Genomic DNA, 22862 nt, shown 5'->3' with positions numbered 1-22862 from the left:
AGACCATCCCCTCGAAATGCAGAGTAGCCTTAACAAGGGGAGCTGAAGTTTTCAACAGTTGACCTTGATGCCGCGTTGTGATTAATTAGTGCCCCACGTATCTAGTTGATTACAGCTTTGTGGAATCATATATGTAGTCGCCGATTAAAAGTTGGCGTAATTGACGTCTTTTAGCGTCGTAAAAATCTCGGTAGAGAGTAGTTCAGGAGAACACATGAAACGTACATACCAACCATCAAACAAACGTCGTAAAACATCTCACGGTTTCCGCGCAAGAATGGCTACTAAAGCTGGTCAAGAAGTTCTTAACCGTCGTCGCGCTAAAGGTAGAAAACGTTTGACGGTTTCTACAGGTGGAAAATAGTTCTCCGCTAGGTATTAAGCGCAGCTCTGAGTTTCTCTCTCTCAAACAATCTGGCAAAAGAAACTGGCCTACGAAGTGGTTACTTCTGAATTATCAGAAGAACTCCGTTGGTCAGTTGCGTTTTGGTGTAACTGCAAGCCGAAAAGTCGGTCCTGCGGTTGTGCGAAACAAGCTTAAACGTTGGAGTCGAGAATACTTCAGAGCCCTGCTTAAAACAGGAAACTCTATTGAAGCCGACATCAATATCATCTTCAAACCCATGGATACCACTTTCTACAAAGGCCTCCCACACGAGGAATTTGTCAAAGCTATGGATCGCGGGATTGGGTCTCTTCGAAAAAACCTTTAAAGCATTGCTTTGGTTTTTCGTCGCTGCCTACAGATCTATTGGAACCACTCATTTAGGTGGATCCTGTCGCTTCGAGCCGAGCTGCTCAGCCTACGCACTAGAAGCTATTCACAAACACAAATCGCATAAAGCTTTTTGGTTAATCACAAAACGAATTTGTAAATGTCGACCGGGTGGACCTTACGGTTATGATCCGGTCCCAGATTCAGGAGGAACGCTCCATGACTCAGCAAGATAAGAACAATCCTGGCTTTTTCGATCCTAAAACACTGATTGCAGTTGGCGCAGTCGCAGTCATTTATTTCGGCTGGCAGACATATCTGGGTAAGAAATATCCAGACTATAACAAGCCAAAAACTGCACAAACTCAAACAGCAGATGCAACTGCAGGTTCCGCTGGAACAGCAGCAGCAACAACTCCTGCGGCGACTATCGAAAGCAAATCTGAAACTGTTGCAGCTCCGGCTCAAGAACAGTCCTTTACTTTCTCTGACGACAAAGTTTCCTTCCAAATTACTAATCACGGTATGGGTCTTAAAAACTTCACTGTGAATAACTATGAGGATAAACAAGGTAACAAAATCAAATTGGGCGAGGGCGAAAACGACGGACTTTATGCTCTTCGTTTTGCTGGCCAGGATAAGCCGGTTGTCTTTAATATGACTGAAAAAGCACCGGGTTCATACGTCGGTGTTACTCAGGTTGGCGAGATGACAATCACTCGTGAATTGCAATTTGATCCAGCGAAATCATCCTTCACGAACACGGTTTCTTTCACGAAGCCTTCTGAAGATGTTAAAAAAGGTTTCTCTCTTCTAATTCCTGAATCTATCCACACTCACAAATCCACTTCATGGTTGTTCCCTTCTTACGAGCACCAGGATTTCTTTGTCAGCCACGAAGGTGACAAACACGAGACTGTGAACTTCAGTAACTCCAAGGAAAACGTTGTAAAGGATTTCCCAAATACAGAAATGATCTCTGTAAGCTCCCAGTACTTTGCTGCAGCTATTTTGGATAAGTCTGAAATCATTCCAGAAGTTAAACTGACTTCGAACGTAGAAAAGCAAACAGCAGTGGCTGAGTTGACTTACAAACCAGTTCAGTTGAAAGACGAAATGAAGTTCTCGCAAATCTTCTATGCGGGTCCGAAGTCTATCGACTTGTTGAAAGCCGCTGATCCAGAATTGGCTCATATCATTGATTTCGGTTTCTTTGGTTTCATCGCTCGTCCGTTGTTGTACGTGATGAAAGCATTCCATTCCCTTGCTGGAAACTGGGGTGTAGCGATCATTCTTCTGACTTTGGCAGTACGTTTCGTGGTTCTTCCGTTCAATATTATGTCGGCAAAATCCATGAAGGCGATGCAAAAGGTTCAACCAATCATCCAGGGTCTTCGTGAGAAATACAAAGACGATGCGATGAGATTGAACACTGAGATGATGGCTGTGATGAAGCAACATGGTGCGAACCCGATGTCCGGTTGTTTGCCTATGATTCTGCAAATCCCGATCTTCTTTGCCCTTTACCGCGTGATTGGTTCTTCTATCGAGCTTTACAATTCTCCGTTCATTCTTTGGATCACGGATTTGTCTGCGCACGATAAGTTCTATGTGTTGCCTGTTTCGATGGCGATCTTTATGTACATTCAGCAAAAGATCACTCCATCCACAATGGATCCTACTCAAGCAAAAATTATGGCGTTCATGCCTCTGGTTTTCTCGGTGTTCATGTTGCAGCTACCAAGCGGTCTGACTCTTTATATGGTTGTCAGCACATTGTTCGGTATCATCCAACAGTATTTGATCATGAGAGATCCAACTGCAAAACCGACTGTTAAGACGGTTAAAGCGAAATAGTAACTTACGATTTTATTTTTACCTGGGAGGTAAAATGGGTTTTTTTAGTAAGCTTTTCGGGGGGAAAAGCAAGAGTGCTAACAGCGAAGTTGAAGCTTTGGTTCAAAACACTCTAGAGGGTATCATCGAAAAAGCTCAATTCGATCTTTCTTTTGAAATCACTTCTTCAAAAGAAGATGACGGTGGGGCCGTTCTTTCTGTTCAATTCTCTGGTGGGGATGAAGAACTTTTGAAAGATAAAAAAGGGCAAATGTTGGATGCATTCCAATTGCTTCTTAAACGTGTGATTCAGCACAATTTCCCTGAAGATAAAACAAACATCACAGTTGATTGCGGTGGTTACCGTGACGAAACTGAAAGTGCTCTTATCGAGCGCGCTGAAAACTTAAAAGCAATCTGCATCGAGCAGGGTAAGTCTGTTTACTACAGAGCTCTTCCGCCGAAAGATCGCAAAGTTGTTCACCAATACCTGGCTAAAGATCCTCGTATCAAAAGCCGTTCTTTGGGCGATGGCTTGTACAAAAAAATCAAAATCTATCCAGCAAAAGGTGGCAATTCAGCAGGTAACAAAGCTGAAGAAGCTCACCACGAATAATTGTTAGTAGGGTCGTATGATTCGCGGAGATCGTGATAAGGATACAATATGCGCGGTCTCCACTCCTCACGGAGTGGGCGGTATTTCCGTCATTCGCGTAAGCGGCCCTAAAACATTGGAAATCGTATCCAAGCTGTGCAAATTCTTACCTGCACATCCTGAATCTCATAAAGTTTATTTCGGAAATCTGAAAGACGGCGGCAATGAGATTGACGAGGTTCTGGTAACTTACTTCCAAAATGGTCGTTCCTTCACAGGTGAAGAAGTGATCGAGATCTCCTGTCACGGAAGTCCTTTAATCTGCCAAAATATTCTAAATTCATTGGTGCAATTAGGTGCTCGTCCCGCGGATCGCGGAGAGTTCACTTATCGTGCGTTCATGAATGGTAAGCTGGATTTGGTTCAGGCGGAATCTGTTCTGGCTTTGATCGAATCCCAGTCTCAACAGGCAGCTAAGTTGGCACTTCGCCAATTGAAAGGTCAGCTTTCAAATAAGCTTGAAGAAGTTGAAGATGACATGACCTGGATTTTGGCTCACGCCGAAGCAAGCATTGATTTTTCTACGGAAGGAATCGATGTTGTCGATAATTCTGTGGTTCAGGTTCGTCTTAAAAAAATCGAAGCGACTCTTAAAGACCTGGTTGGAACATTCAAAGTGGGACGTCTATTAAAGGATGGTTTCCGTATTGTTTTAACGGGTCTTCCGAACGTCGGTAAATCAAGCTTACTAAATCTATTCCTTGAAGACGAACGCGCGATTGTAACAGATATCCCAGGTACAACCCGTGACGTGATTCATGGGGATACTTCCTATGAAGGTGTGAAATTCACCTTCGTCGATACGGCCGGCTTAAGAGATGAAGCGACTGACCTGGTTGAGCGCATCGGTATTCAAAAAAGCTATGAAGCTCAGAATGAATCCGACGTGGTTTTCTTTGTTTTCGATATCGAGAAGGGCATGGGGGCTGAAGAGACTCAAATTCTGGAGTCCTTGGATCCTCAAAAAACCTTCATTTTAGCTAATAAAATCGACCGAATTGGTGGGTCTAAACCCCTGGATATGGTCGAAAAAGCCATTAAAAACAGTAAATTTTTCCAGAAAATCGCAGATCCCCAGGCTTTCTTCACAAGAAGGGTGTTCTTTGTCAGTGCTCTTGATAAAAAGGTGCGTTCGAGTGTCCTTCAAGAGCTTGTCCAGGAATTCGCGGATATGCAGGTGGAAAATACCGTTCTTATTTCCAATGCCCGTCACTATGAAAACCTGGTTCGTGCTTTAGAGAATGCTCAAAGGTCACAAACCTTGGTGGATCAGGGGATGGGTTCTGAATTCCTGGCTTTGGAGCTTAAGGAATCCCTCATCGCGATTCACGAAACTTTAGGTAAGCGGTTCGATGATCAAATCATGGACCGGGTATTTAAAGAGTTTTGTATCGGGAAGTAGCTTATGACTAATAAAAAATTTGATGTGATCGTAGTGGGTGCGGGACATGCCGGTATCGAAGCATGTTTGGCGTCGGCACGTTTGGGTCTAAAAACTTTGATGGTCACTACAAATATCGATCGTATCGGGTACATGAGCTGTAATCCTTCTATCGGTGGACTTGCAAAAGGCCACATGGTTCGTGAACTTGATGTGCTGGGCGGACAAATGGGTGTCGCTGCAGACGAAACAACAATTCAGTATAAGCGTCTTAACTCCTCGAAAGGTCCCGCAGTTCGCGGAACTCGTGTTCAAAACGACAAGCATTTGTATGCGGCCTTTCAAAAACATGCTCTTTTCAATCAACCAAATTTGGAAGTCCTTCAAGGTGAAGTAAAACGCCTGATTTTGGATAAAGACATCGCCATGGGTGTGGTTCTTGATGATGGTTCCGAGATTTTTGCGAAGGCAACGATCATCACAACCGGTACTTTCATGAATGGTGTTATGCACACCGGTCTTCGCCAGGAGGCAGGTGGCCGCGTGGGTGATAAACCTTCCATCGGTTTGTCAGATCAGTTGGCGCAATTTGGTTTTGAAGTTAAGCGTTTGAAGACGGGAACACCGGCTCGTTTGCTAAAAGATTCTATCGACTGGTCAAAAACAGTTCCTCACGGTGGTGATGAAAAGGTTTATCCTTTCAGCTTCAAATCTTCGACTCAGTTAAAACTTCCGCAAATTCTTTGTTATTTGACTCGTACCACAGAGGAAACTCACGACATCATTCGTGCGAACCTTGATAAATCACCGATGTATTGTGGTTTGATCGAAGGTATCGGTCCTCGTTATTGTCCTTCGATTGAAGACAAAGTGACTCGCTTCCATGAAAGAGGCAGCCACCAAACATTCCTGGAACCAGAAGGTCTTTCTACAGACCTAATTTATCTGCAGGGTATTTCTACGAGTTTGCCGGAAGAAGTTCAGGATCAATTCCTAAAAACAATCCCGGGCCTAGAGAATGTAAAAGTCGCTCGTTACGGATACGCGGTTGAGTATGACTATATTGAGCCAACACAAATCTGGCATCGCCTGGAAACCAGAACGATTCGTCAATTATTCCTGGCAGGTCAAATCAACGGAACTTCTGGTTATGAAGAAGCTGCCGCACAAGGTTTCATCGCAGGTGTAAATGCTGCGAACAGTATTTTGGGTCGTGATGAATTCATCTTGGGACGTGATGAAGCATACATGGGCGTTCTTGTTGATGACCTAGTTACGAAAGGAACGCGCGAACCATATCGCATGTTCACTTCGCGCGCAGAACACAGATTGGTTCTAAGAGAAGATAATACTATCGACAGGTTGGCGCACTGGGCCCAGAAATTGGGTATCGTGTCCGAGCAGTCGCTGGAGCTTGTGGCTGTTCTTCGTGAAAAACGTAAAGCACTTCACGAAAGAATGCGTGAAACACGTGTTTATAACACCAAAGAGACACAAGAAATTCTGGCTAAGATTCCAACTCCAGCTATGACAAAGTCTTTATCTATCGAAGAGTTGCTGCGTCGTCCCGAGCTAACGAGTTCACACTTGGAACTGCTAAATTTTGAGTTGGATTCCGATCCAAACGTGGTTGAGCCGGTAGAAATCGAAGTTAAATACTCTGGTTACGTTCGTCGCCAAATGGATTTGATCGAGCAGTCAAAACGCCTTGAAGAATTGGTACTTCCGGACACGCTTTCTTACGCAGAAGTACGCGGTCTCTCCAATGAAGAGAAGGATAAGCTGCAACGCGTTAGGCCCCGTACCTTAGGTCAAGCACAACGGATTAGTGGTGTAAATCCCTCTGCGATTCAAGCTATAATGATTCATCTAAAAGGTCACAAAAAGATCAAGGAGATGAGCCTGGATGAGCAACGCTGAGAGCTCCGAAACCCCGCAGATACTATGGCGTATAGATGAATGGTTTCCCGATTTAAGTCCTGAGGTCAGAACTCGACTTAAGGCTTATCACGATGAGCTTCAGAAATTTAATCGTACAGTCAGTCTTATTTCCGCAAAATCAGTCTTTGTTGCTGATGCCCTTCATTTTGCTGACTCTATCCTGGCAACCAAGGCAATTACCAAAGCCAATCCAAACATGGATACAGTCTATGATTTCGGAAGCGGCAATGGATTCCCGGGCGTTGTTTTCGGGATCTTGAATCCTAACATCAAGGTTGTCCTGGTAGATACGGATCCTAAAAAGTGCGAGTTCCTGAATCATGCGGTGAGTGCCCTTGGTTTTAAGAATATCTCGGTCGAGCACCGTAACATCGAGTCTCTTCCAGAGGGTTCGGTAAAATTCGCTATTTGCCGTGGTTTCGGGAATATCTCTAAGGCTATTTTGATGGCTCGTAAGATTGTCGCTAAAGGCGGTTCCGTCTATCATCTAAAAGGAGAAGAGTGGGGCATTGAGGTGGGGGAAATCCCAACACAACTTTGTTCTATTTGGTCCCCGTCGTTAGTGGGAGAATACAAACTTCCTGTCGGCGCTATTAAATACGGTGTCGTTCGCACCGAAAAGATCTCTTAATAAGGTTTTTGGATAAAAAAGGGGATGTTCCACGTGGAACATCTTCCTAATGCTCAGATTTCGCTTCTCCGTCGCCAGCCCCGGCCCCCTCGCCTGAACCCAACCCAGTATCAATCGAAACACCAGCTTCTTTCATGCGCTCTTTAACGTCCCAGCTCCGTTTGGCTTTTCTAAGCTTTTGCTCGGCCTGATAAGAGGCCCATTCTTTAGGATCGGGCCAATCTTCCTTCTTTGCGAAGGCTTTTTTATAGGATTGTTGAGCGGTGGCTTTTCTTTGTTCTACTTTGAGCTTTAAATATTCCACTTCTTGCTCTAGGCGAGTGATAGCGGCTTGGGATTCATAAATACGCTTTTTCGCGTATTTGATTTGCCCTGTTTGCGGAACTACCGTCATCAGATCCTTTTCGAATCCCTCAAGTTTCTTTTTCTCTGCCTCGAGTGCTGCTGTAGCTGCTCCAACCTGCGTTTGCAGATCAGAATAGATAGGATCTTTAAGCTCGGGGTTTTCCATCGGCTTATTGCAGGCTGTGAGAGTAAAAATAAGAAGTATGACGGCGATTAATCTCATAAATGTAGTTGTTCCACGTGGAACATCGGCAAAAATGCAGAAAAACCTAAGGCGAGGTGCGAAAAACTAGTCTTTATAGTTGCACAAGTGTGTAAAAAATACGAATTTTGAATTATCAGGGAGGAATGATGGCTAAAACTATCTGTATAGCTAATCAAAAGGGCGGAGTAGGCAAAACAACGACGTCTGTGAATCTTTCTTCAGCGCTGGCTAGTCTTGGTAAGCGCGTATTGTTGATCGATATGGATCCACAAGGGAATGCTTCAAGCGGACTGGGCATCAAACGATTTGATAGCCAGGATGCCAACTCATACCACGTACTCATTGGTGAAAAAACACTGACTGAGGCTACCCATAACACTTCAAATCCGAATCTAAAGATCTGTACTGCTAATCCAGATCTAGTTGGTGCTGAAATCGAACTTGTTGATATGCCGCATCGTGAATATCGCCTTAAACAAGCGGTATCTATTATTGCTGACCAATACGATTTCGTGATCGTTGATTGTCCACCATCTTTAGGTTTGATTACTCTGAATGCTCTTAATGCAGCGGATAGCTTCCTTGTGCCTCTTCAATGTGAATACTACGCATTGGAAGGATTGAGTCAGCTACTCAACACTGCGGGGTTAATCAAAAAGAGTTTGAACCCAGCATTGCATATCGAAGGCATCGTTCTAACGATGTTCGACGTGCGCAATAACTTGAGTCATCAAGTTGTTACTCAAATCAAAGAACACTTTGGTGACAAAGTATTTAACGCAATTATTCCAAGAAACGTGCGACTCAGCGAAGCGCCGAGCCATGGTCAATCCATCCTAGAGTACGACAGCAAATCAATTGGTTCAGTTCGCTATCTTGAACTGGCTCATGAAGTAATCGCAAGATCACTTCCTAAGGCAGTAGAAGTTGCAAACAAGAATGCCTATGAAGGGGAAGTAAATGTCTGATACTGCTGTAGAATCCTCGAACAAAAAAAGAGGCTTGGGCCGCGGCCTGGGTTCTCTTTTGGGTGGACCTGCAAATAATGATTTAATGAATGCGCCGGCTGCATCTGCCCCTCCCGTAAAAGCAGCGCCGACGAATTCAACTACTGTGTCTCCTGCGGCGACAGCTGCTGGCGCACCTTCCGTAAATGTTGCTGCAACTGTTGCCCCTCCCGTGGATCCAGAAAGCAAGATTTGGAAAGTCGCAATTGATAAGTTGTCGCCAGGTAAATATCAGCCTCGTACTACTTTTGAAAAAGAGCCGCTTCAAGAGCTTGCTCAATCAATCAAAGAGAACGGAATTTTGCAGCCGATCGTGGCGCGCAGAACTGCCTCTGGAAAACTTGAAATCGTCGCGGGTGAGCGTCGTTGGAGAGCTTCCCAAATTGCCGGGTTACATGAAGTCCCAGTTATTCTAAAGTCTTACGACGACAAACAGGCACTTGAGTTAGCAATCGTTGAGAATATTCAACGTGAAGATTTGAATCCAATTGAAGAGGCAGAAGGTTATTCTCGCCTTATTTCTGAATTCAAATTGTCGCAACAACAAGTGGCTGAAAAAGTGGGCCGCGATCGCGCGACTGTTGCGAACGCTGTTCGTCTATTGGCACTTCCAAACGAAGTGAAAGACATGATTTCTGCGAATGATCTTTCCGTAGGTCACGCAAAAGTCCTTCTTTCTTTGCCAGAACCCAAAAAACAATTGGAACTTGCGAAAAAGGTCGTGAACGACAAAATCGCAGTTCGTAAATTGGAAAAAATGGTTCAAGCTATCGTTAAGGGTAATGTTGAGGAGGAGGATGCTCCATCTTTCGATTCAAACGTTACGCAACGATTGATCAACGGTCTAAGTGATGAGCTTCAAAAAATCATGGGCACGAAAGTGAACATTGATTATTCGAACTCTAAAGGTAAAATCAGCATTCACTTCTATTCCGATGATGAACTGACCAATTTGGTAGATAGGCTTAAAGAAGGATGGCAGTAAATTCCCCAAATACTTTTCAAGAAGACGTACTTTCTGGTCATGTGACTGCAATCCTTGATCAGGGTACGCATTTCGAAGGAAAGCTCAGCTTTGAAGGAACCGTGCAAATTGGCGGTGATTTTAAAGGGGAAATCTTTACTAAAGATACCATCGTTATCAACGAGGGCGCCTCCGTGGCTGCCCAGGTTGAGGCCGATACTATTATTATTAGTGGCCGGGTTGAGGGGAATCTTTTTGCCCGCCGCCGCGTCATTATGCACCCACCCGCAATATTCAAAGGCACCGTAACATCTCCAAGTTTGCGGATCGATGAAGGCGTTGTATTTGAGGGTGCGTCCTATATGCCTAAGTCCTAGGCAATTCTATTTTCATCTCAGAAGGCCTAATTCTCATTAGGAATATGTCCTTGACCGTTTCTGGTCTGAAATGCTACTCCCGAGGTTCAAAAAAACAATAGGGATTTCAACAAAATGGATATTTTTGGACAATTAGGCATCAACTCAACTGCCGGCATCCAATTCGTGTTCTTCGCGATTGCCTTGTTATTTCTAACCAAGGTTGTTTTCGGACCATACGCTCACGCTCTTGAAGAGAGACAAAATAAAACTAAGGGTGGTGAAGATTTGGCTTTGGAATACCAAGCAAAATCCGTCGAGCTGTCTTCAGAATATGAAGGTAAGATCCGCGAACTAAACTCTGAAATCAAAAACATCGTTGATGCTTCCAAAACAGAAGCAAATAAACAGTATGAAACTATGGTTGCGAAATCTCGTTCAGAGGCTGATCAACTTGTGAATTCAAACAGATCAAAAATCACGTCTGCAGTAGAGTCCGCTTCCAAAGAATTGAAAGCACAAACTCAAACTGTGGCACTTGCAATCACTTCCAAATTGTTGGGCAAATAAGAGAGAAGAGAAAATGAAAGTTCTTGTTAACCTTCTTATCATCCTTGCGCCTGCGATTGTTTTCGCTTCCGGAGCTGAGCACGGTGACGGTCACCATGCTATCGAAATTCCGAAAGTAACAATCTATCAGGCGATTAACGTTATCATTCTTATCGCTGGTATCATTTACTTCACGAAAGATTCCATCGTGGCGTTCTTTGGCGGCAGAAAATCTGCTTACCTTGAAGCTGCACAAAAATCTGCATTCGCACGCGAACAGGCAGAGCGTGAATTCGTTGATATCAAAAACAAACTTGCAAACCTTAACAACACTCGCCAGGAGCAGCTTGCAAAAGCCCAGGCTCACGCCAACGATTTGAAAAACCAAATCATTGATGAGGCGAACCAGGTTTCCAAGCGTATCAAGGACGAGGCGGAACTTACTGCCAAACTTGAAACGCAACGTGCTCAAAAAGAATTGCGCACGCAATTGTTGGCAGACTCTGTTGAGGCAGCCCGTATTGTTTTGACTAAAGACATCGGCGCTAACGACCAACAAAAACTTCAAAATGAATTCATCAATCACATCGAGGTTAGTCGATGAAAGTAAACGAAGTATCCAAAAGATATGCGAAGGCCCTTTTGGCCGTAGCAAAGCAAAAAGGCATCCACACTAAAGTGTATGCTGAACTGCAAGCGGTAGCTGATGCTTTCAACAAGGATGCATCTGTTTCTGCGTATTTCGAAAACCCAATGATCGCAGTCGCTCAAAAAACAGCGGCTCTAAAAGCGGCATTAGAGGGTAAAGGCACATCTGAAGAAGTAATGAACACTTTGGTGTTGATGGCTGATAAAGGCCGCATTCACTTCCTTCCAGAAGTTGCACAGGCGTTCCGCGACGCTCTTGATATCGAAGAGGGCGTAACTCGTGGAATCGTTCGTTCAGCGCAACCGTTGTCCGCTGACGCACAAAAAGAACTTGAGTCTAAAGTAAGCAAAACGCTTGGTAAAAAAATCGTTCTTACTTACCAACAGGATCCTAAACTTTTGGGTGGCGCTGTAGCCCAAGTTGGTGGATGGACTTTTGACGACAGCATCGAAACACATCTTAAAAAATTAAATGAAGAATTAAACAGGAGAGCCAACTAAAAATGGAAACACAAATCCGTGCCGACGAGATCAGTCGCGTTCTCAAAGAGCAAATCAATCAATACAACAAAAAGATTGAAGTTAGTGAAACAGGTAGCGTTCTTTCAGTAGGGGACGGGGTTGCTCGTATCTACGGTCTTGAAAACGCAATGGCTGGTGAACTTGTTGAGTTCCCAGGTGAAGTATTCGGAATGGTATTGAACCTTGAAGAAGGTCACGTTGGTACCGTTTTGTTCGGTGAAGATCGTCAAATCAAAGAAGGCGATACTGTTAAAAGAACTAAAAAAATCGTTTCCGTTCCAGTTGGTGAAGCTCTTCTTGGTCGCGTAGTAGACGCTCTTGGTAACCCGATCGACGGTCGTGGTGCTATCAACACGCCTCACTCTCGTATCGTTGAAACTAAGGCTCCTGGTATCGTTTACCGTCACCCGGTTGAAGAACCTCTTCAAACTGGTATCAAAGCTATCGACGCCCTTGTACCAATCGGTCGTGGTCAACGTGAATTGATCATCGGTGACCGTCAAACTGGTAAAACGACTATCGCGGTTGACACTATCATCAACCAAAAAGGTCAAAACGTTCAGTGCTTCTATGTAGCTATCGGTCAAAAACAATCGACTGTTGCTCTAGTGGTTGAAAAATTGCGTGCAGCTGGTGCTCTTGAGTACACGACTGTTATCGCGGCGAATGCATCTGACCCAGCTCCACTTCAATACCTTGCTGCTTACTCTGGTACAGCAATGGCGGAATACTTCCGTGATACTGGCAGACATGCTCTTATCGTTTACGATGACTTGACGAAACAAGCTCAGGCTTACCGTCAATTGTCTCTTCTTCTTCGTCGTCCTCCAGGACGTGAAGCATACCCAGGCGACGTGTTCTATTGCCATAGCCGTCTTCTTGAGCGTGCTTCTAAATTGTCTGCAGATAAAGGCGGCGGTTCTTTGACTGCATTGCCAATCATCGAGACACAGGCGGGCGATATCTCTGCATACATCCCGACAAACGTTATCTCTATCACTGACGGTCAGATCTTCCTTGAATCAGATCTATTCTACAAAGGTGTGCGTCCAGCTATCTCCGTAGGTAAATCAGTTTCTCGCGTAGGTGGTGCGGCTCAAATTAAAGCGATGAAACAAGTTGCGGGTTCTTTGAAACTTGAACTTGCTCAGTTCCGCTCTATGGAAGCTTTCGCTGCATTCGCATCTGACCTGGATAAAGCGTCTCAACAACAGTTGGCACGTGGCCGTCGTTTGATCGAAGTGTTGAAACAACCTCAGTACTCTCCAGTAAAAGTTGAAGAACAAATCATCATGATCTTCGCTGCTGGTAATGCGTTTGTTGACCAATACCCAGAGACAGATGTTAAGCGCTACGAAAAAGAGATGATCGAATTCTTGAAAAACAAGCATTCCGACATCATCAAAACTATCACTGAGAAGAAAGCGATTGCAGACGACACTAAAAAAGCGTTGTTGGCAGCTCTTGAAGAGTTCAAAGCTATCTTCCAACCTTCTAACAAATAGTTTGGTGCTTAAATGGCAAGCTTGAAGGATATCCGGGCTCAGATTGAGTCCACTAAAAACACCCAGCAGATCACGAAAGCTATGAAGCTCGTGTCTGCTGCAAAGTTGAGAAAGGCGCAGAATAACATCGTTAACATGCGTCCCTATGCTCTTACTTTGCGTAAGGTGATTGCGGATATCGCTGTGACAAACAAAGTTACGCATCCGTTGATGGAGAAGAAAGAACAAGTAAAGAATGTTTTGCTTGTTGTAATCACTTCTGATCGCGGTCTTTGCGGAGCTTTCAACAGCAATATCAACAAATTTACTGAAGCTTATTACAACAATAATAAGGCGAACCTTGAAAAGATTGATTTCCTTTTCATCGGTCGTCGTGGTCACGACTATTTCGCAAGACGTGGTATCAAGCCGGTTGATTACATCACTAAGCTTGATAAAGACATTTCTTACGAATTGGCGTCTAAAGTTGCAAACCGCGTGATGAATGACTATCTTGAAGGTGCATACGATGAAGTTCGTATCATCCACAATGAGTTCCAATCCGCAATCTCTCAAGTTGTTACAGCTGAAACTCTTCTGCCAATTGATCTTGGTTTGACGACTTTCAACTCTGAATCTGAGGCGAACGCAAACTTTGCAGTAGACATGATTTTCGAACCGGCTCCAGAGCAAATCATTAAAGAGTTGCTTGAGAAGCATTTCGATCTTCAGGTTTACAGATGTATGTCCGAGTCTGTTGCCGGTGAACATGGTGCTCGTATGAGCGCGATGGAAAACGCGACAAACAACGCGAAAGAGATGATTAACAAACTCACTCTGACGTACAACAAATTGAGACAAGAAAAAATTACTACAGAATTGATCGAAATCGTATCGGGCGCTGAAGCGCTTAAAGGATAGGGAGCTGAATAATGGCATTCGGTAAAGTAAAACAAGTTATGGGTCCCGTAGTGGACGTAGAATTCGAAGGCGGAGAACTTCCGGCAATCAATTCTGCTCTTCGTGTATCAAATAAATTTATCTCTGACGCTGAATACAACCTGGTTCTTGAAGTTGCTCAGCACTTGGGTGACGGCGTGGTTAGAACTATCTCTATGGATCAAACTGAAGGTTTGGTTCGTGGCGAAAAAGTTAAATCATTGGGCACTCAAATCACAGCACCAGTTGGTCGTGAAGCTTTGGGTCGTATCATCAACGTAGTTGGTGAGCCAATCGACGAAATGGGCCCAGTAAACGCAAAAGAACAATGGGGTATCCACAGAACTGCTCCTAAATTCGAAGACCAAGCTACATCTGCAGCAATGTTGATGACTGGTATCAAAGTCGTAGACTTGCTAGCTCCATACGCTAAGGGTGGTAAGATCGGTTTGTTCGGTGGTGCGGGTGTTGGTAAAACAGTACTTATCCAGGAGCTTATCCGTAACATCGCTACTGAGCACGGTGGCTTCTCTGTATTCGCCGGTGTAGGTGAGCGTACTCGTGAAGGTAATGACTTGTGGCAAGAGATGAAACAGTCTGGCGTATTGGCTAAGACTTCTCTGGTTTTCGGTCAGATGAATGAACCTCCTGGTGCACGTGCGCGTGTTGCTTTGACTGGTTTGACTGTTGCTGAATACTTCCGTGACGTTGAAAACCAAGACGTTCTTTTCTTCGTTGATAACATCTTCCGCTTTACTCAGGCGGGTGCTGAAGTTTCCGCACTTCTTGGTCGTATCCCTTCTGCCGTTGGTTACCAACCAACTTTGGCTACTGAGATGGGTACTCTTCAAGAGCGTATTACTTCCACTAAAAAAGGTTCGATCACTTCCGTACAAGCGGTTTACGTTCCTGCGGATGACTATACGGATCCAGCTCCAGCAACTACATTTACTCACTTGGATGCGACTACGAATCTTGACCGTGATATCGCAGCTATGGCGATCTTCCCTGCGGTTCACCCATTGACGTCTACATCACGTCTTTTGGATCCAGCAGTTATCGGTGAAGAACACTACAAAGTGGCTCGTGACGTTCAGGCGTTGTTGCAACGTAACCGTGAGCTTCAGGATATCATCGCGATCCTTGGTATGGACGAGTTGTCTGAGTCAGATAAACTTGTAGTATCTCGTTCTCGTAAAATTCAGCGTTTCTTGTCTCAGCCGTTCTTCGTTGCTGAGCAGTTCACTGGCTTGCCAGGTCGTTACGTTGATATCAAAGACACTGTTAAAGGCTTCAAAGAAATCCTTGAAGGTAAACATGATGCTCTTCCTGAGCAGGCGTTCTACCTTGTTGGTACTATCGAAGACGTTATCGAAAAAGCTAAGAAGTTGCAGGCGTAATCCGGAAGGATTTCGTCTTCATAAAGCGGCCTGATAAGGGTCGCTTTTAGAAAAGGTGATTATATGAAACTGACAATCGTGACTCCAGAGCGCCGTCTTCTGGTCAACCAAGAGGTTGATGAAGTAACTGTTCCTGGTTTTAAAGGAGAACTTAATATTCTTCCTGGTCACGCGCCTCTGATCACTACACTGGGTATCGGTGTGATGAAATGGAGACTTAAGGGTCAAGAAAAGCAGAACCAGGCTGTTATCAGCTGGGGTTATTGCCAAGTATCCCCTGAAGGCGTGAATGTTCTTGCGAACATCGCTGACTTGCCAGAAGAAATCGATCTTGTTGCAACTAAAGAAGCTCTGGTTAAATCTGAGAAACACGTCCTGGACGAAGTTATCACAGATGCTGACTGGGTTGAGTTCCAAAAAGAGTGGACTCGCGCAAGAGCGAAAATTGAAATGGTTGAAAACCAAATCAAAAAATAGTTCTGAATTAAATTTGGAAATGTTGAAAAGGCTCAGGTTAACACTTGAGCCTTTTTTATTTCCTACATACGTGCGATACTCCGCCAATATGACCCGTGAGTTTCGCAAGGACATCCGGGGCCGAGGCGCCAGCAGTAATACTCCGAATCGTTTTGATTCCCTCCATTTCGAAGCCGAGCCACAGGATTTTGATAATTATCTAGAAGAGGAAAAACCTCGTTTACAGACTCAGGTTCTGAAGGACTCGTCGCGCGCAGTTTTGACCAAGAACGACAGTCCTGACATCGGATTCACTTACTCTGTAAATCCATATCGTGGCTGTGAGCATGGGTGCATCTATTGCTATGCTCGTCCTACGCATGAATATTTGGGAATGTCAGCAGGTTTGGATTTTGAATCCAAGATCATGGTCAAAGAAAACGCACCAGAGCTTCTGGAAGAAGCGTTGATGAAAAAGTCATGGGATCCCCAGGTGATTATGATGAGTGGCGTGACGGATTGTTATCAGCCACTGGAGCGCGAATACAAACTAACCCGTGGTTGCCTTGAGGTTTTGAATAAGTTTAAGAATCCTGCGGCGATCATTACCAAGAATCATCTGGTGACTCGCGACCTGGATATCTTTCAGGAAATGGCAAAGTATCAGGGCATTGTCGTGACGATTTCCATCACCTCACTAGATGCGGACCTGATCTCTTCGTTGGAACCCCGCACATCAAGACCTGCGGCGCGTTTGCGAGCGATTGAGGAATTGGCAAAAGCCGGAATTCCTGTTGGAGTGAACGTCGCTCCGGTGATCTTGGGACTGACGGACCACGAGATGCCAGCCATTTTAAAAGCGGCGGCAGATGCGGGAGCAACTTCAGCTGGATATACAATGTTGCGCTTGCCGCACGCGGTGTCTCCGCTGTTTGAAGAGTGGCTTGAAGTGCACCGTCCTTTGCGTAAAAGCAAAGTCATCGAAGCCGTAAAGAATGTGCGGGATGGAAAAATGTATCGCTCGGACTTTAATACCCGAATGACAGGGACGGGTGCTCGCGCAGAACAACTTGCGCAGGTATTTGAAGTCTATAGTCGCAAATACAAACTGAATCTTAAAAACTGGCGGCTATCGGCTGCACATTTTAAGCGCCCTCCCACTGCAAAGGAAATTGCAGCGAAGGCCCAACTTAGCTTTAATTTGGATTGATGGGATAAATGGCAAAAAAGAACTTACGCAAAATTCAAATAGATCTGCGCCAGTTTGCTTTGCCATGTCCTCGGGTTGGCAGCATTGAAACACATTCCGGTTATGGTCAGACGCCGCGCTTGGGTCAGGAAATACATCAAAGCATTCAGAGAAAAAGAATACGCGAAATTCCAGGCTACGAGGCCGAGAAAAAGCTTTCGATAGAATTTGAGCGGGATCAGTATACTTTTATTATTTCGGGTCGTGCTGACGGCGTGGTCGAAGGTTCAAGTTTTCAAGTTGAAGAAATCAAGTCTGCTTTCGATGTTGAGGGCTTGGAACGCAAACTGACCGTTGACGACAACCACCCTTACGTGTGGCAGCTTCGCACCTATGGATATATTCTGTATAAACAGAGTGGGGAAATACCCGATCTGAAGATGTTGCTTGTTTCATCGCGAAACTTTAAGCAATCTGAAATTTATTTTGAACTGGATATCGAAGCGTACGAAGCATGGCTGGCGCTTCGCCTGGCAGAGCTGGTGGAAGAAACCAAAATCCGCGAAAAGCTGTTTAAAAAACGCGTCGAAGCCGCAAACGATCTAAAGTTTCCATTCACGTCACCTCGCCCGGGCCAGGTTGAACTGATCGAAAATATACAGCTGGGATTTATCGAAGAAAAATCCATGGTGATTCAAGCCCCGACGGGTTTGGGTAAAACCATTGGCGTCCTGTATCCGTCCTTAAAAGATTCTTTCGCTCGTGGACAGAAGGTTATCTATGTAACCCCTAAGAATTCGCAGCATCAGGTTGCCGAAGAAGCTGTGGAACGACTCCAGGACGAAGGGGCTTCTATCCGCCCATTGACGATTACTGCAAAAAGCAAGATGTGCTTTAAGGCCGAGCCCCTATGTAATCCGCAGTACTGCGAGTTCGCGAAAGACTATTATAAAAAGCTCGCTGAAAACGATCTGGTTAACAAAGTATCCAAGCTAAGATCCTTAAGTCAGAAAAAACTTCAGGAACTGGGAGAGCAATACCAGGTGTGCCCTTTCGAATTGTCCATAGAGGCGATCGAAAGAGCAGACGTGGTGATTGCTGACTACAACTATGTTTTTTCAACCAGAAGCCTACTGGGACGTTTGGAGCTGCCTTTGATGGAGCCCTCACAGAAAGCCAATCTGGTTATCGATGAAGCCCACAATCTTCCGGCCAGAGCCCAGGATTATTTTTCACCGGCAATTTCGACCCGGGACTTGCAGAACATCATTCCGTCTTTCGCTAAAATTGCATTGCGATTTCAGAAACGGGCGCAGCTACTTTGTGAAGAGGCGATTGAAATAATTGAATCTTACCGTGGTGAATCCCGCACAATTCAGATTGATTTTGATCCCGTGTTTGAATTGGAATCGCGGCTTCGCGAGTTTTTAGCCGAGTATCTTGAGGCGGACATCGAAGTTCAGTCCCAAGACGGTGTTCTGCGCCTGGTGAATACCTGGAGTGAATTCGCGCAAGCTTTGGAGCTTCAAGGTCCGGAATTCTTTCAGACGTATCAAAAGAATCGCATTTACGGTGAGACTAATGAAACTCTGAAAGTTACTTGTTGTGATGCCTCCAGGCATTTAAATGAAATTTATAAATCATTTAAAAACGTCGTCGCGTTTTCGGCGACACTAAAACCATTCGCATACTCGATGAAGCTTTTGGGCTTTGACGAGGACTCAACGAAATGTCTTGAGTTTGTATCTCCTTTTCCTAAAGAGCACAGAAAGATTCTGCTAATTCCGCAGATCTCTACCAAGTACAAAGACCGTCCTTCGAATGCGCCAAAGATTGCCCAAGCCATGGAGCGCATAATGGCGGTGAAGCCCGGAAACTATATCGCCTTGTTTCCAAGCTTTGAATTTTTGAAAGATGTCGAAAGTTATTTAAAAGACAGCTCCTATCAGCGACTGGTACAGCAGCGCGAGATGAAAGCAGATCGAGTCGATGATTTCCTTTCATTTATGAAGAGTGCTGACAAACCAACACTGTTGCTCGCGGTGCAGGGCGGAATATTCTCAGAGGGTGTGGACTTTCCAGGAGACATGTTAATCGGGGCCTTTGTTATCGGACCCGCACTTCCAAATTTTGACTTCGAGCGCGAGCAGATTCGTCAGTATTATGAGCGCTCCTATGATAAAGGTCAGGCCTTCAATTACACCTACGTTTACCCAGCAATGGCGAAAACAATTCAGTCTGCAGGGCGCGTGATTCGCTCTGAAAATGACAAGGGAATTATCGTCTTGATGGATTCCAGATTTTTAGAGACAACCTACGCTGAAACTATGCCCCAGGGCTGGTTTGAGCAGGGTGCTCAAGAGTTGGTTTCGGGCAGGATTATTTCTGACGTGACAGATTTCTGGAACAGTCTGGAAAAAAACACCAAGAGTGAAGTGGAAGCGTGAAACTAAGTGAAATGCCAGTTTTCTTTTTTGATTTGCAGACTACGGGCTCCAAGCCCGAGAGTGGTGCTTCAATTTTGGAAATGGCATGGACCTCTTCATGCGGTACTACCGAGGCAAGCTTAATCAAACTTCCTGATGACGAAAAAATTCCTTATCGCATTCAAATGATCACGGGAATTTTTAATGATGATATGGTTGCCGCAAATCCAGCCGGGGAAATATTCGCCAAGCTTGAAGAAAAATATCCAGGGCATCGCTGCGTGATTCATTTCGCACAGTTTGAAAAACCATTTCTGACGGATCATTTCACCAAGGTTGAAAAGAACTTCCCCTTTGAAATAATCTGCACACACGAGATTGCGAAAAGACTTTTTCCAAATCTACCCACGCGCGGAATCAAGGGGCTAGCAGGATACTTTGGTTATCCCTCCCAAGACCTAAAAAGAGCGGCTCAACAAACTGCAGCGACGCAAGCGATATGGCAGGGTTTATTGCCAGAGCTTGCGAAACAAGGAGTTGAAACCTGGGAGCAGCTGCAGGAGTGGCTGCAAGCAACACCGAAAGCCAGCAGAACCAAGTACGAATATCCTTTGCCAAAAGAGAAACGTCTTACGCTGCCAGATCAGCCGGGAATTTACCGTATGATCAGCAAGTGGGATGAAATTTTGTATGTCGGTAAGGCCACTTCACTTAAAGATCGGGTGAACAGCTATTTCCGCGGACAGAAGAACCGGGATGCGCGAAAACTTGAAATGCTGACCCAGGTTTATGATCTGCGGGTAACCACCTGTGGAAGCCCACTGGAAGCAGCTTTATTGGAAACTGACGAGATCAAAAAATGGGATCCTCGTTATAACATCAGTTTAAAAGCCACCCATCGTAATCTGGTATTCTTCAATTCGGATTTCACTGACATGGAGTTTGAACAAAGCCCCGAGTTTTGCGCAGGCCCCTATACCAGCAGTCTGGTGTTTGATTCTTTACGAAATCTTCGAGACTGCGTGGTGAGTGATAAGTTTCACGATAATATTTTCTATGAACCCATAGAAGCAACTCTCGCGCAGGAGGGGCTTCAGATCTTCTGTGAACGCAATGGTCTTCAGGTGGAAATGTTTAAATCCATGCGAAGTCTTTTGGCCTTAAGTTTGTGGTGGAATCGTAAGTATGAAATTCAGGAGCATCATTCCGAGGAAGAAGAGAGCGAAACACAAGAGGAATCCAGTATCGAGGAACTTGAAATCGTTCTGACTGCAGAGGACCTTGCGGATAAAATTGACCGCCACATCATGCGGGCTGGAGCGACGTACCTTCGTTCAAAACAATTAAGTAAAATTCTGAACTCAGAAATTTCTTATCGTCCCGTCAGTTGCCCTGAACAGGCGCCCTACAAGCTTAGTGTTCGTAAAGGACTGGTTAATGGGGAAAACAATTTGGAGAGAGTTCCAAAAGTGCTGCTGTGGCAGGGGCTATCAATTGATACCTATGATCGCATGAGTGTCCTGCTGATGGAGCTTGGGAAAATTGAAACTCAAAGTGGCGAAGTAATTATTGATTATCTTTAGTCATCCACGCAAAACTACCAGAATCCGAACTTAGGATTTCCGAAAAATGTTCTGCCACCTTTTTGCCAGAGTCTTTGTGATTAAAATAAAGCTGCACTAATTTTCTGTAGGGATGTTCCTTGGGAACCAATCCGGGTGAACCAAGATTTATAACCACTGAATTTTTTCTGATTTCAATAGGCAAGCTTCTTAGTAGCCGTGCTGTTTTCGGACCTGTGACTGCGACCAGAATAATCCCACAGCGCATGGATTTGGCGGGTGCCAATATGTCAGAAGCCTGCGAGGAGCCAAACAACTGCTTCGTGTATACCGGCTCTGCAGTTGCACTCTTAAAGCTGGTTAAGAAATCCATTGAAGGCGAGAAGGCACAAATTTTTTCAGAAGCAGTGGCTGGCACACGCACATTATCCTGTGCACCCGCTGCGTGCTTGGAGTTAAGATTGGTGCGAATATTTTCATTAAGCACTTTCTCTTCCAAGTTTACGTAATCCTGGGAGCTTAAAGTTCCACTTGCCATCAAAGACGGAAGATTTGGGTCACGGCGGTACACATTCGCAAAGGCTTTCGTTACTAAAATGCGGTGAAGTTTTTGATTAACCAGATCAATGGAAAGACGACCGTCTTCAATGGCATTGCGAACCGTTTTGATTGCGCGCTCCTGATCGGTTACGGACCAGGTCATCATAACGATGTCAGCACCAGCTATCAAAGCCTTTAGAGCCGCCTGATCCGGACGTAAAACATCCTTAGAGCCCTTCATCAGCAGATCGTCGGTGATCACCAGACCCTTGTACTTTAAATCGTTTCGCAAAAGTTCTGTGGATATCTTTGAGGAAAAGCTGGCAGGCTCACGCGCGGGATCCAGTGCTGGATAAATTGAGTGAGACAACATCACTGCGACATTCACACCCAAAGAGGAATAGCCCTCAAAAGGTACCAGGTCCTTGGCCTTCATAGTGCTTTCACTGCTGCCGTTGTTCACGACGACATTGTGCGGATCCGCTTTGATGTCGCCAGTGCCGGGAAAATGTTTGGCCGTTGGAATTACTTTCGAACGAAGTAAACCTTTTGCGTAAGCAGTTCCGATTTCTTTTACTAAAGTGGGATCAGAACCAAAAGAGCGCACGCCGATAAAGCTTGTCGAGTAAGGATCGGCAACGTCGAGAACGGGTGCGAGGTTCATGTTAAAGCCCACTTCGCGCAGAAATAGTCCCGTTTGATAACCCATTTCTTCGGAAAGCTCTTTGGATTGAGTTTGCCCGATGGCCAAAGCGTTAGGAGGATTCGGTTGAATCGGTAATCTGGAAACTGCACCGCCCTCTTGATCGATGGCAATCAGCGGTGGAAGCTTAGAGGCTTTGTAGGAAAGTTTATAGAGGTCTTCATTGAGTCGTTTAACTTGTTCAAGAGACTGAATATTTCTTTTAAAAAGAAGGAAAGACCCAGGCTTATAGGCATGAATGAACTTCTCGAGCTCAATGTTGGATTTAGTGTAGGGAAAACCTACGATAAAAAGCTGCCCCACTTTTTCCTGCAAAGTCATATTGGAAATTTTGGTATCGATGATTTTATCCAGGGGACTTGGCTGAGCTAGCACAAGGACGGGAATTGCAAAAAACACAAGAGTAAT

General features: G+C 44.9%; 23 protein-coding genes. 21 read left to right on the top strand and 2 right to left on the bottom strand.

What is annotated here, in order from left to right:
- The first annotated feature begins 214 nt into the window (after window positions 1-214).
- From rpmH to rsmG, 8 genes are read left to right on the top strand one after another with little or no spacing between them, the layout of a single operon-like run.
- Window positions 215-364, top strand: coding sequence for a 50S ribosomal protein L34 (gene rpmH / locus ACLWNV_RS18070; protein ID WP_413559203.1), 150 nt, complete (start codon window positions 215-217; stop codon window positions 362-364).
- A complete protein-coding gene (rnpA, locus tag ACLWNV_RS18065; RefSeq protein WP_413585844.1) occupies window positions 354-713 on the top strand; it encodes a ribonuclease P protein component in 360 nt (119 codons plus the stop codon). Before rpmH ends, rnpA begins: the two co-directional genes overlap by 11 nt.
- Window positions 664-951, top strand: coding sequence for a membrane protein insertion efficiency factor YidD (yidD, locus tag ACLWNV_RS18060; protein ID WP_413585843.1), 288 nt, complete (start codon window positions 664-666; stop codon window positions 949-951). Before rnpA ends, yidD begins: the two co-directional genes overlap by 50 nt.
- Window positions 935-2572: a membrane protein insertase YidC gene (gene yidC, locus ACLWNV_RS18055; RefSeq protein WP_413585842.1), complete on the top strand. Its 1638-nt coding sequence runs from the start codon at window positions 935-937 to the stop codon at window positions 2570-2572. Before yidD ends, yidC begins: the two co-directional genes overlap by 17 nt.
- A gap of 34 nt (window positions 2573-2606) precedes the next feature.
- Complete coding sequence (locus ACLWNV_RS18050) at window positions 2607-3167, top strand: protein jag (RefSeq protein WP_413585841.1); 561 nt, start codon at window positions 2607-2609, stop codon at window positions 3165-3167.
- Between the two features lie 16 nt (window positions 3168-3183).
- Entirely contained in the window at window positions 3184-4608 is a 1425-nt protein-coding gene (gene mnmE, locus ACLWNV_RS18045; RefSeq protein ID WP_413585840.1) for a tRNA uridine-5-carboxymethylaminomethyl(34) synthesis GTPase MnmE, read from the top strand.
- Between the two features lie 3 nt (window positions 4609-4611).
- Window positions 4612-6507, top strand: a complete 1896-nt coding sequence (gene mnmG, locus ACLWNV_RS18040) for a tRNA uridine-5-carboxymethylaminomethyl(34) synthesis enzyme MnmG (protein ID WP_413585839.1) — start codon at window positions 4612-4614, stop codon at window positions 6505-6507.
- On the top strand, window positions 6494-7159 hold the full coding sequence (gene rsmG, locus ACLWNV_RS18035; protein ID WP_413585838.1) for a 16S rRNA (guanine(527)-N(7))-methyltransferase RsmG: 666 nt from the start codon (window positions 6494-6496) through the stop codon (window positions 7157-7159). The genes mnmG and rsmG overlap by 14 nt, the downstream gene beginning before the upstream one ends.
- Before the next feature lie 46 nt (window positions 7160-7205).
- Here the strand turns inward: rsmG and ACLWNV_RS18030 are convergent, their stop codons facing one another.
- Window positions 7206-7727: a hypothetical protein gene (locus tag ACLWNV_RS18030; RefSeq protein WP_413585837.1), complete on the bottom strand. Its 522-nt coding sequence runs from the start codon at window positions 7725-7727 to the stop codon at window positions 7206-7208.
- A gap of 128 nt (window positions 7728-7855) precedes the next feature.
- On the opposite strand from ACLWNV_RS18030, the gene ACLWNV_RS18025 reads away from it, so the two are divergent.
- The 13 genes from ACLWNV_RS18025 (at window position 7856) to ACLWNV_RS17965 (ending at window position 21232) form a co-directional block, all read left to right on the top strand.
- Entirely contained in the window at window positions 7856-8677 is an 822-nt protein-coding gene (locus ACLWNV_RS18025; protein WP_413585836.1) for a ParA family protein, read from the top strand.
- A complete protein-coding gene (locus ACLWNV_RS18020) occupies window positions 8670-9701 on the top strand; it encodes a ParB/RepB/Spo0J family partition protein (protein ID WP_413585835.1) in 1032 nt (343 codons plus the stop codon). Before ACLWNV_RS18025 ends, ACLWNV_RS18020 begins: the two co-directional genes overlap by 8 nt.
- Window positions 9692-10057, top strand: coding sequence for a bactofilin family protein (locus ACLWNV_RS18015; RefSeq protein WP_413585834.1), 366 nt, complete (start codon window positions 9692-9694; stop codon window positions 10055-10057). The genes ACLWNV_RS18020 and ACLWNV_RS18015 overlap by 10 nt, the downstream gene beginning before the upstream one ends.
- Before the next feature lie 114 nt (window positions 10058-10171).
- Window positions 10172-10606, top strand: coding sequence for a hypothetical protein (locus ACLWNV_RS18010; RefSeq protein ID WP_413585833.1), 435 nt, complete (start codon window positions 10172-10174; stop codon window positions 10604-10606).
- Between the two features lie 13 nt (window positions 10607-10619).
- A complete protein-coding gene (locus tag ACLWNV_RS18005) occupies window positions 10620-11189 on the top strand; it encodes an ATP synthase F0 subunit B (protein ID WP_413585832.1) in 570 nt (189 codons plus the stop codon).
- On the top strand, window positions 11186-11734 hold the full coding sequence (gene atpH / locus ACLWNV_RS18000) for an ATP synthase F1 subunit delta (RefSeq protein ID WP_413585831.1): 549 nt from the start codon (window positions 11186-11188) through the stop codon (window positions 11732-11734). Before ACLWNV_RS18005 ends, atpH begins: the two co-directional genes overlap by 4 nt.
- A gap of 2 nt (window positions 11735-11736) precedes the next feature.
- Window positions 11737-13260: a F0F1 ATP synthase subunit alpha gene (gene atpA, locus ACLWNV_RS17995; RefSeq protein WP_413585830.1), complete on the top strand. Its 1524-nt coding sequence runs from the start codon at window positions 11737-11739 to the stop codon at window positions 13258-13260.
- 12 nt (window positions 13261-13272) lie between these two features.
- Complete coding sequence (gene atpG / locus ACLWNV_RS17990) at window positions 13273-14160, top strand: ATP synthase F1 subunit gamma (protein WP_413585829.1); 888 nt, start codon at window positions 13273-13275, stop codon at window positions 14158-14160.
- Between the two features lie 11 nt (window positions 14161-14171).
- Window positions 14172-15578, top strand: a complete 1407-nt coding sequence (gene atpD, locus ACLWNV_RS17985) for a F0F1 ATP synthase subunit beta (RefSeq protein ID WP_413585828.1) — start codon at window positions 14172-14174, stop codon at window positions 15576-15578.
- Window positions 15579-15641: 63 nt separating this feature from the next.
- Window positions 15642-16055, top strand: coding sequence for an ATP synthase F1 subunit epsilon (atpC, locus tag ACLWNV_RS17980; RefSeq protein WP_413585827.1), 414 nt, complete (start codon window positions 15642-15644; stop codon window positions 16053-16055).
- Between the two features lie 88 nt (window positions 16056-16143).
- Complete coding sequence (locus ACLWNV_RS17975; RefSeq protein WP_413585826.1) at window positions 16144-17244, top strand: PA0069 family radical SAM protein; 1101 nt, start codon at window positions 16144-16146, stop codon at window positions 17242-17244.
- 8 nt (window positions 17245-17252) lie between these two features.
- Window positions 17253-19670 carry an ATP-dependent DNA helicase gene (locus ACLWNV_RS17970; protein WP_413585825.1) on the top strand — a complete coding sequence of 806 codons (2418 nt, stop codon included), beginning with the start codon at window positions 17253-17255 and terminating at the stop codon, window positions 19668-19670.
- An 11-nt stretch (window positions 19671-19681) separates the two neighbouring features.
- On the top strand, window positions 19682-21232 hold the full coding sequence (locus ACLWNV_RS17965) for a GIY-YIG nuclease family protein (RefSeq protein WP_413585824.1): 1551 nt from the start codon (window positions 19682-19684) through the stop codon (window positions 21230-21232).
- On the opposite strand, the gene ACLWNV_RS17960 is transcribed toward ACLWNV_RS17965, so the two are convergent.
- Window positions 21216-22853, bottom strand: a complete 1638-nt coding sequence (locus ACLWNV_RS17960) for a glycoside hydrolase family 3 protein (protein ID WP_413585823.1) — start codon at window positions 22851-22853, stop codon at window positions 21216-21218. The two genes, ACLWNV_RS17965 and ACLWNV_RS17960, sit on opposite strands and share 17 nt — an antisense overlap.
- Window positions 22854-22862 lie beyond the last annotated feature (9 nt).

It is taken from the genome of Bdellovibrio sp. HCB274 (assembly GCF_047306075.1).
Classification (GTDB): domain Bacteria; phylum Bdellovibrionota; class Bdellovibrionia; order Bdellovibrionales; family Bdellovibrionaceae; genus Bdellovibrio.
The sequence above is the reverse complement of the archived record's forward strand: the minus strand, read 5'-3'. Positions and strand labels throughout refer to the sequence as shown.

What these genes read in the sequence shown, in the direction of transcription:
- rpmH (WP_413559203.1), top strand. Translation starts at nt 215, where the DNA reads ATGAAACGTACATACCAACCATCAAACAAACGTCGTAAAACATCTCAC.
- yidC (WP_413585842.1), top strand. Translation starts at nt 935, where the DNA reads ATGACTCAGCAAGATAAGAACAATCCTGGCTTTTTCGATCCTAAAACA.
- ACLWNV_RS18050 (WP_413585841.1), top strand. Translation starts at nt 2,607, where the DNA reads ATGGGTTTTTTTAGTAAGCTTTTCGGGGGGAAAAGCAAGAGTGCTAAC.
- mnmE (WP_413585840.1), top strand. Translation starts at nt 3,184, where the DNA reads ATGATTCGCGGAGATCGTGATAAGGATACAATATGCGCGGTCTCCACT.
- mnmG (WP_413585839.1), top strand. Translation starts at nt 4,612, where the DNA reads ATGACTAATAAAAAATTTGATGTGATCGTAGTGGGTGCGGGACATGCC.
- rsmG (WP_413585838.1), top strand. Translation starts at nt 6,494, where the DNA reads ATGAGCAACGCTGAGAGCTCCGAAACCCCGCAGATACTATGGCGTATA.
- ACLWNV_RS18030 (WP_413585837.1), bottom strand. Translation starts at nt 7,727, where the DNA reads ATGAGATTAATCGCCGTCATACTTCTTATTTTTACTCTCACAGCCTGC.
- ACLWNV_RS18025 (WP_413585836.1), top strand. Translation starts at nt 7,856, where the DNA reads ATGGCTAAAACTATCTGTATAGCTAATCAAAAGGGCGGAGTAGGCAAA.
- ACLWNV_RS18020 (WP_413585835.1), top strand. Translation starts at nt 8,670, where the DNA reads ATGTCTGATACTGCTGTAGAATCCTCGAACAAAAAAAGAGGCTTGGGC.
- ACLWNV_RS18015 (WP_413585834.1), top strand. Translation starts at nt 9,692, where the DNA reads ATGGCAGTAAATTCCCCAAATACTTTTCAAGAAGACGTACTTTCTGGT.
- ACLWNV_RS18010 (WP_413585833.1), top strand. Translation starts at nt 10,172, where the DNA reads ATGGATATTTTTGGACAATTAGGCATCAACTCAACTGCCGGCATCCAA.
- ACLWNV_RS18005 (WP_413585832.1), top strand. Translation starts at nt 10,620, where the DNA reads ATGAAAGTTCTTGTTAACCTTCTTATCATCCTTGCGCCTGCGATTGTT.
- atpH (WP_413585831.1), top strand. Translation starts at nt 11,186, where the DNA reads ATGAAAGTAAACGAAGTATCCAAAAGATATGCGAAGGCCCTTTTGGCC.
- atpA (WP_413585830.1), top strand. Translation starts at nt 11,737, where the DNA reads ATGGAAACACAAATCCGTGCCGACGAGATCAGTCGCGTTCTCAAAGAG.
- atpG (WP_413585829.1), top strand. Translation starts at nt 13,273, where the DNA reads ATGGCAAGCTTGAAGGATATCCGGGCTCAGATTGAGTCCACTAAAAAC.
- atpD (WP_413585828.1), top strand. Translation starts at nt 14,172, where the DNA reads ATGGCATTCGGTAAAGTAAAACAAGTTATGGGTCCCGTAGTGGACGTA.
- atpC (WP_413585827.1), top strand. Translation starts at nt 15,642, where the DNA reads ATGAAACTGACAATCGTGACTCCAGAGCGCCGTCTTCTGGTCAACCAA.
- ACLWNV_RS17975 (WP_413585826.1), top strand. Translation starts at nt 16,144, where the DNA reads ATGACCCGTGAGTTTCGCAAGGACATCCGGGGCCGAGGCGCCAGCAGT.
- ACLWNV_RS17970 (WP_413585825.1), top strand. Translation starts at nt 17,253, where the DNA reads ATGGCAAAAAAGAACTTACGCAAAATTCAAATAGATCTGCGCCAGTTT.
- ACLWNV_RS17965 (WP_413585824.1), top strand. Translation starts at nt 19,682, where the DNA reads ATGCCAGTTTTCTTTTTTGATTTGCAGACTACGGGCTCCAAGCCCGAG.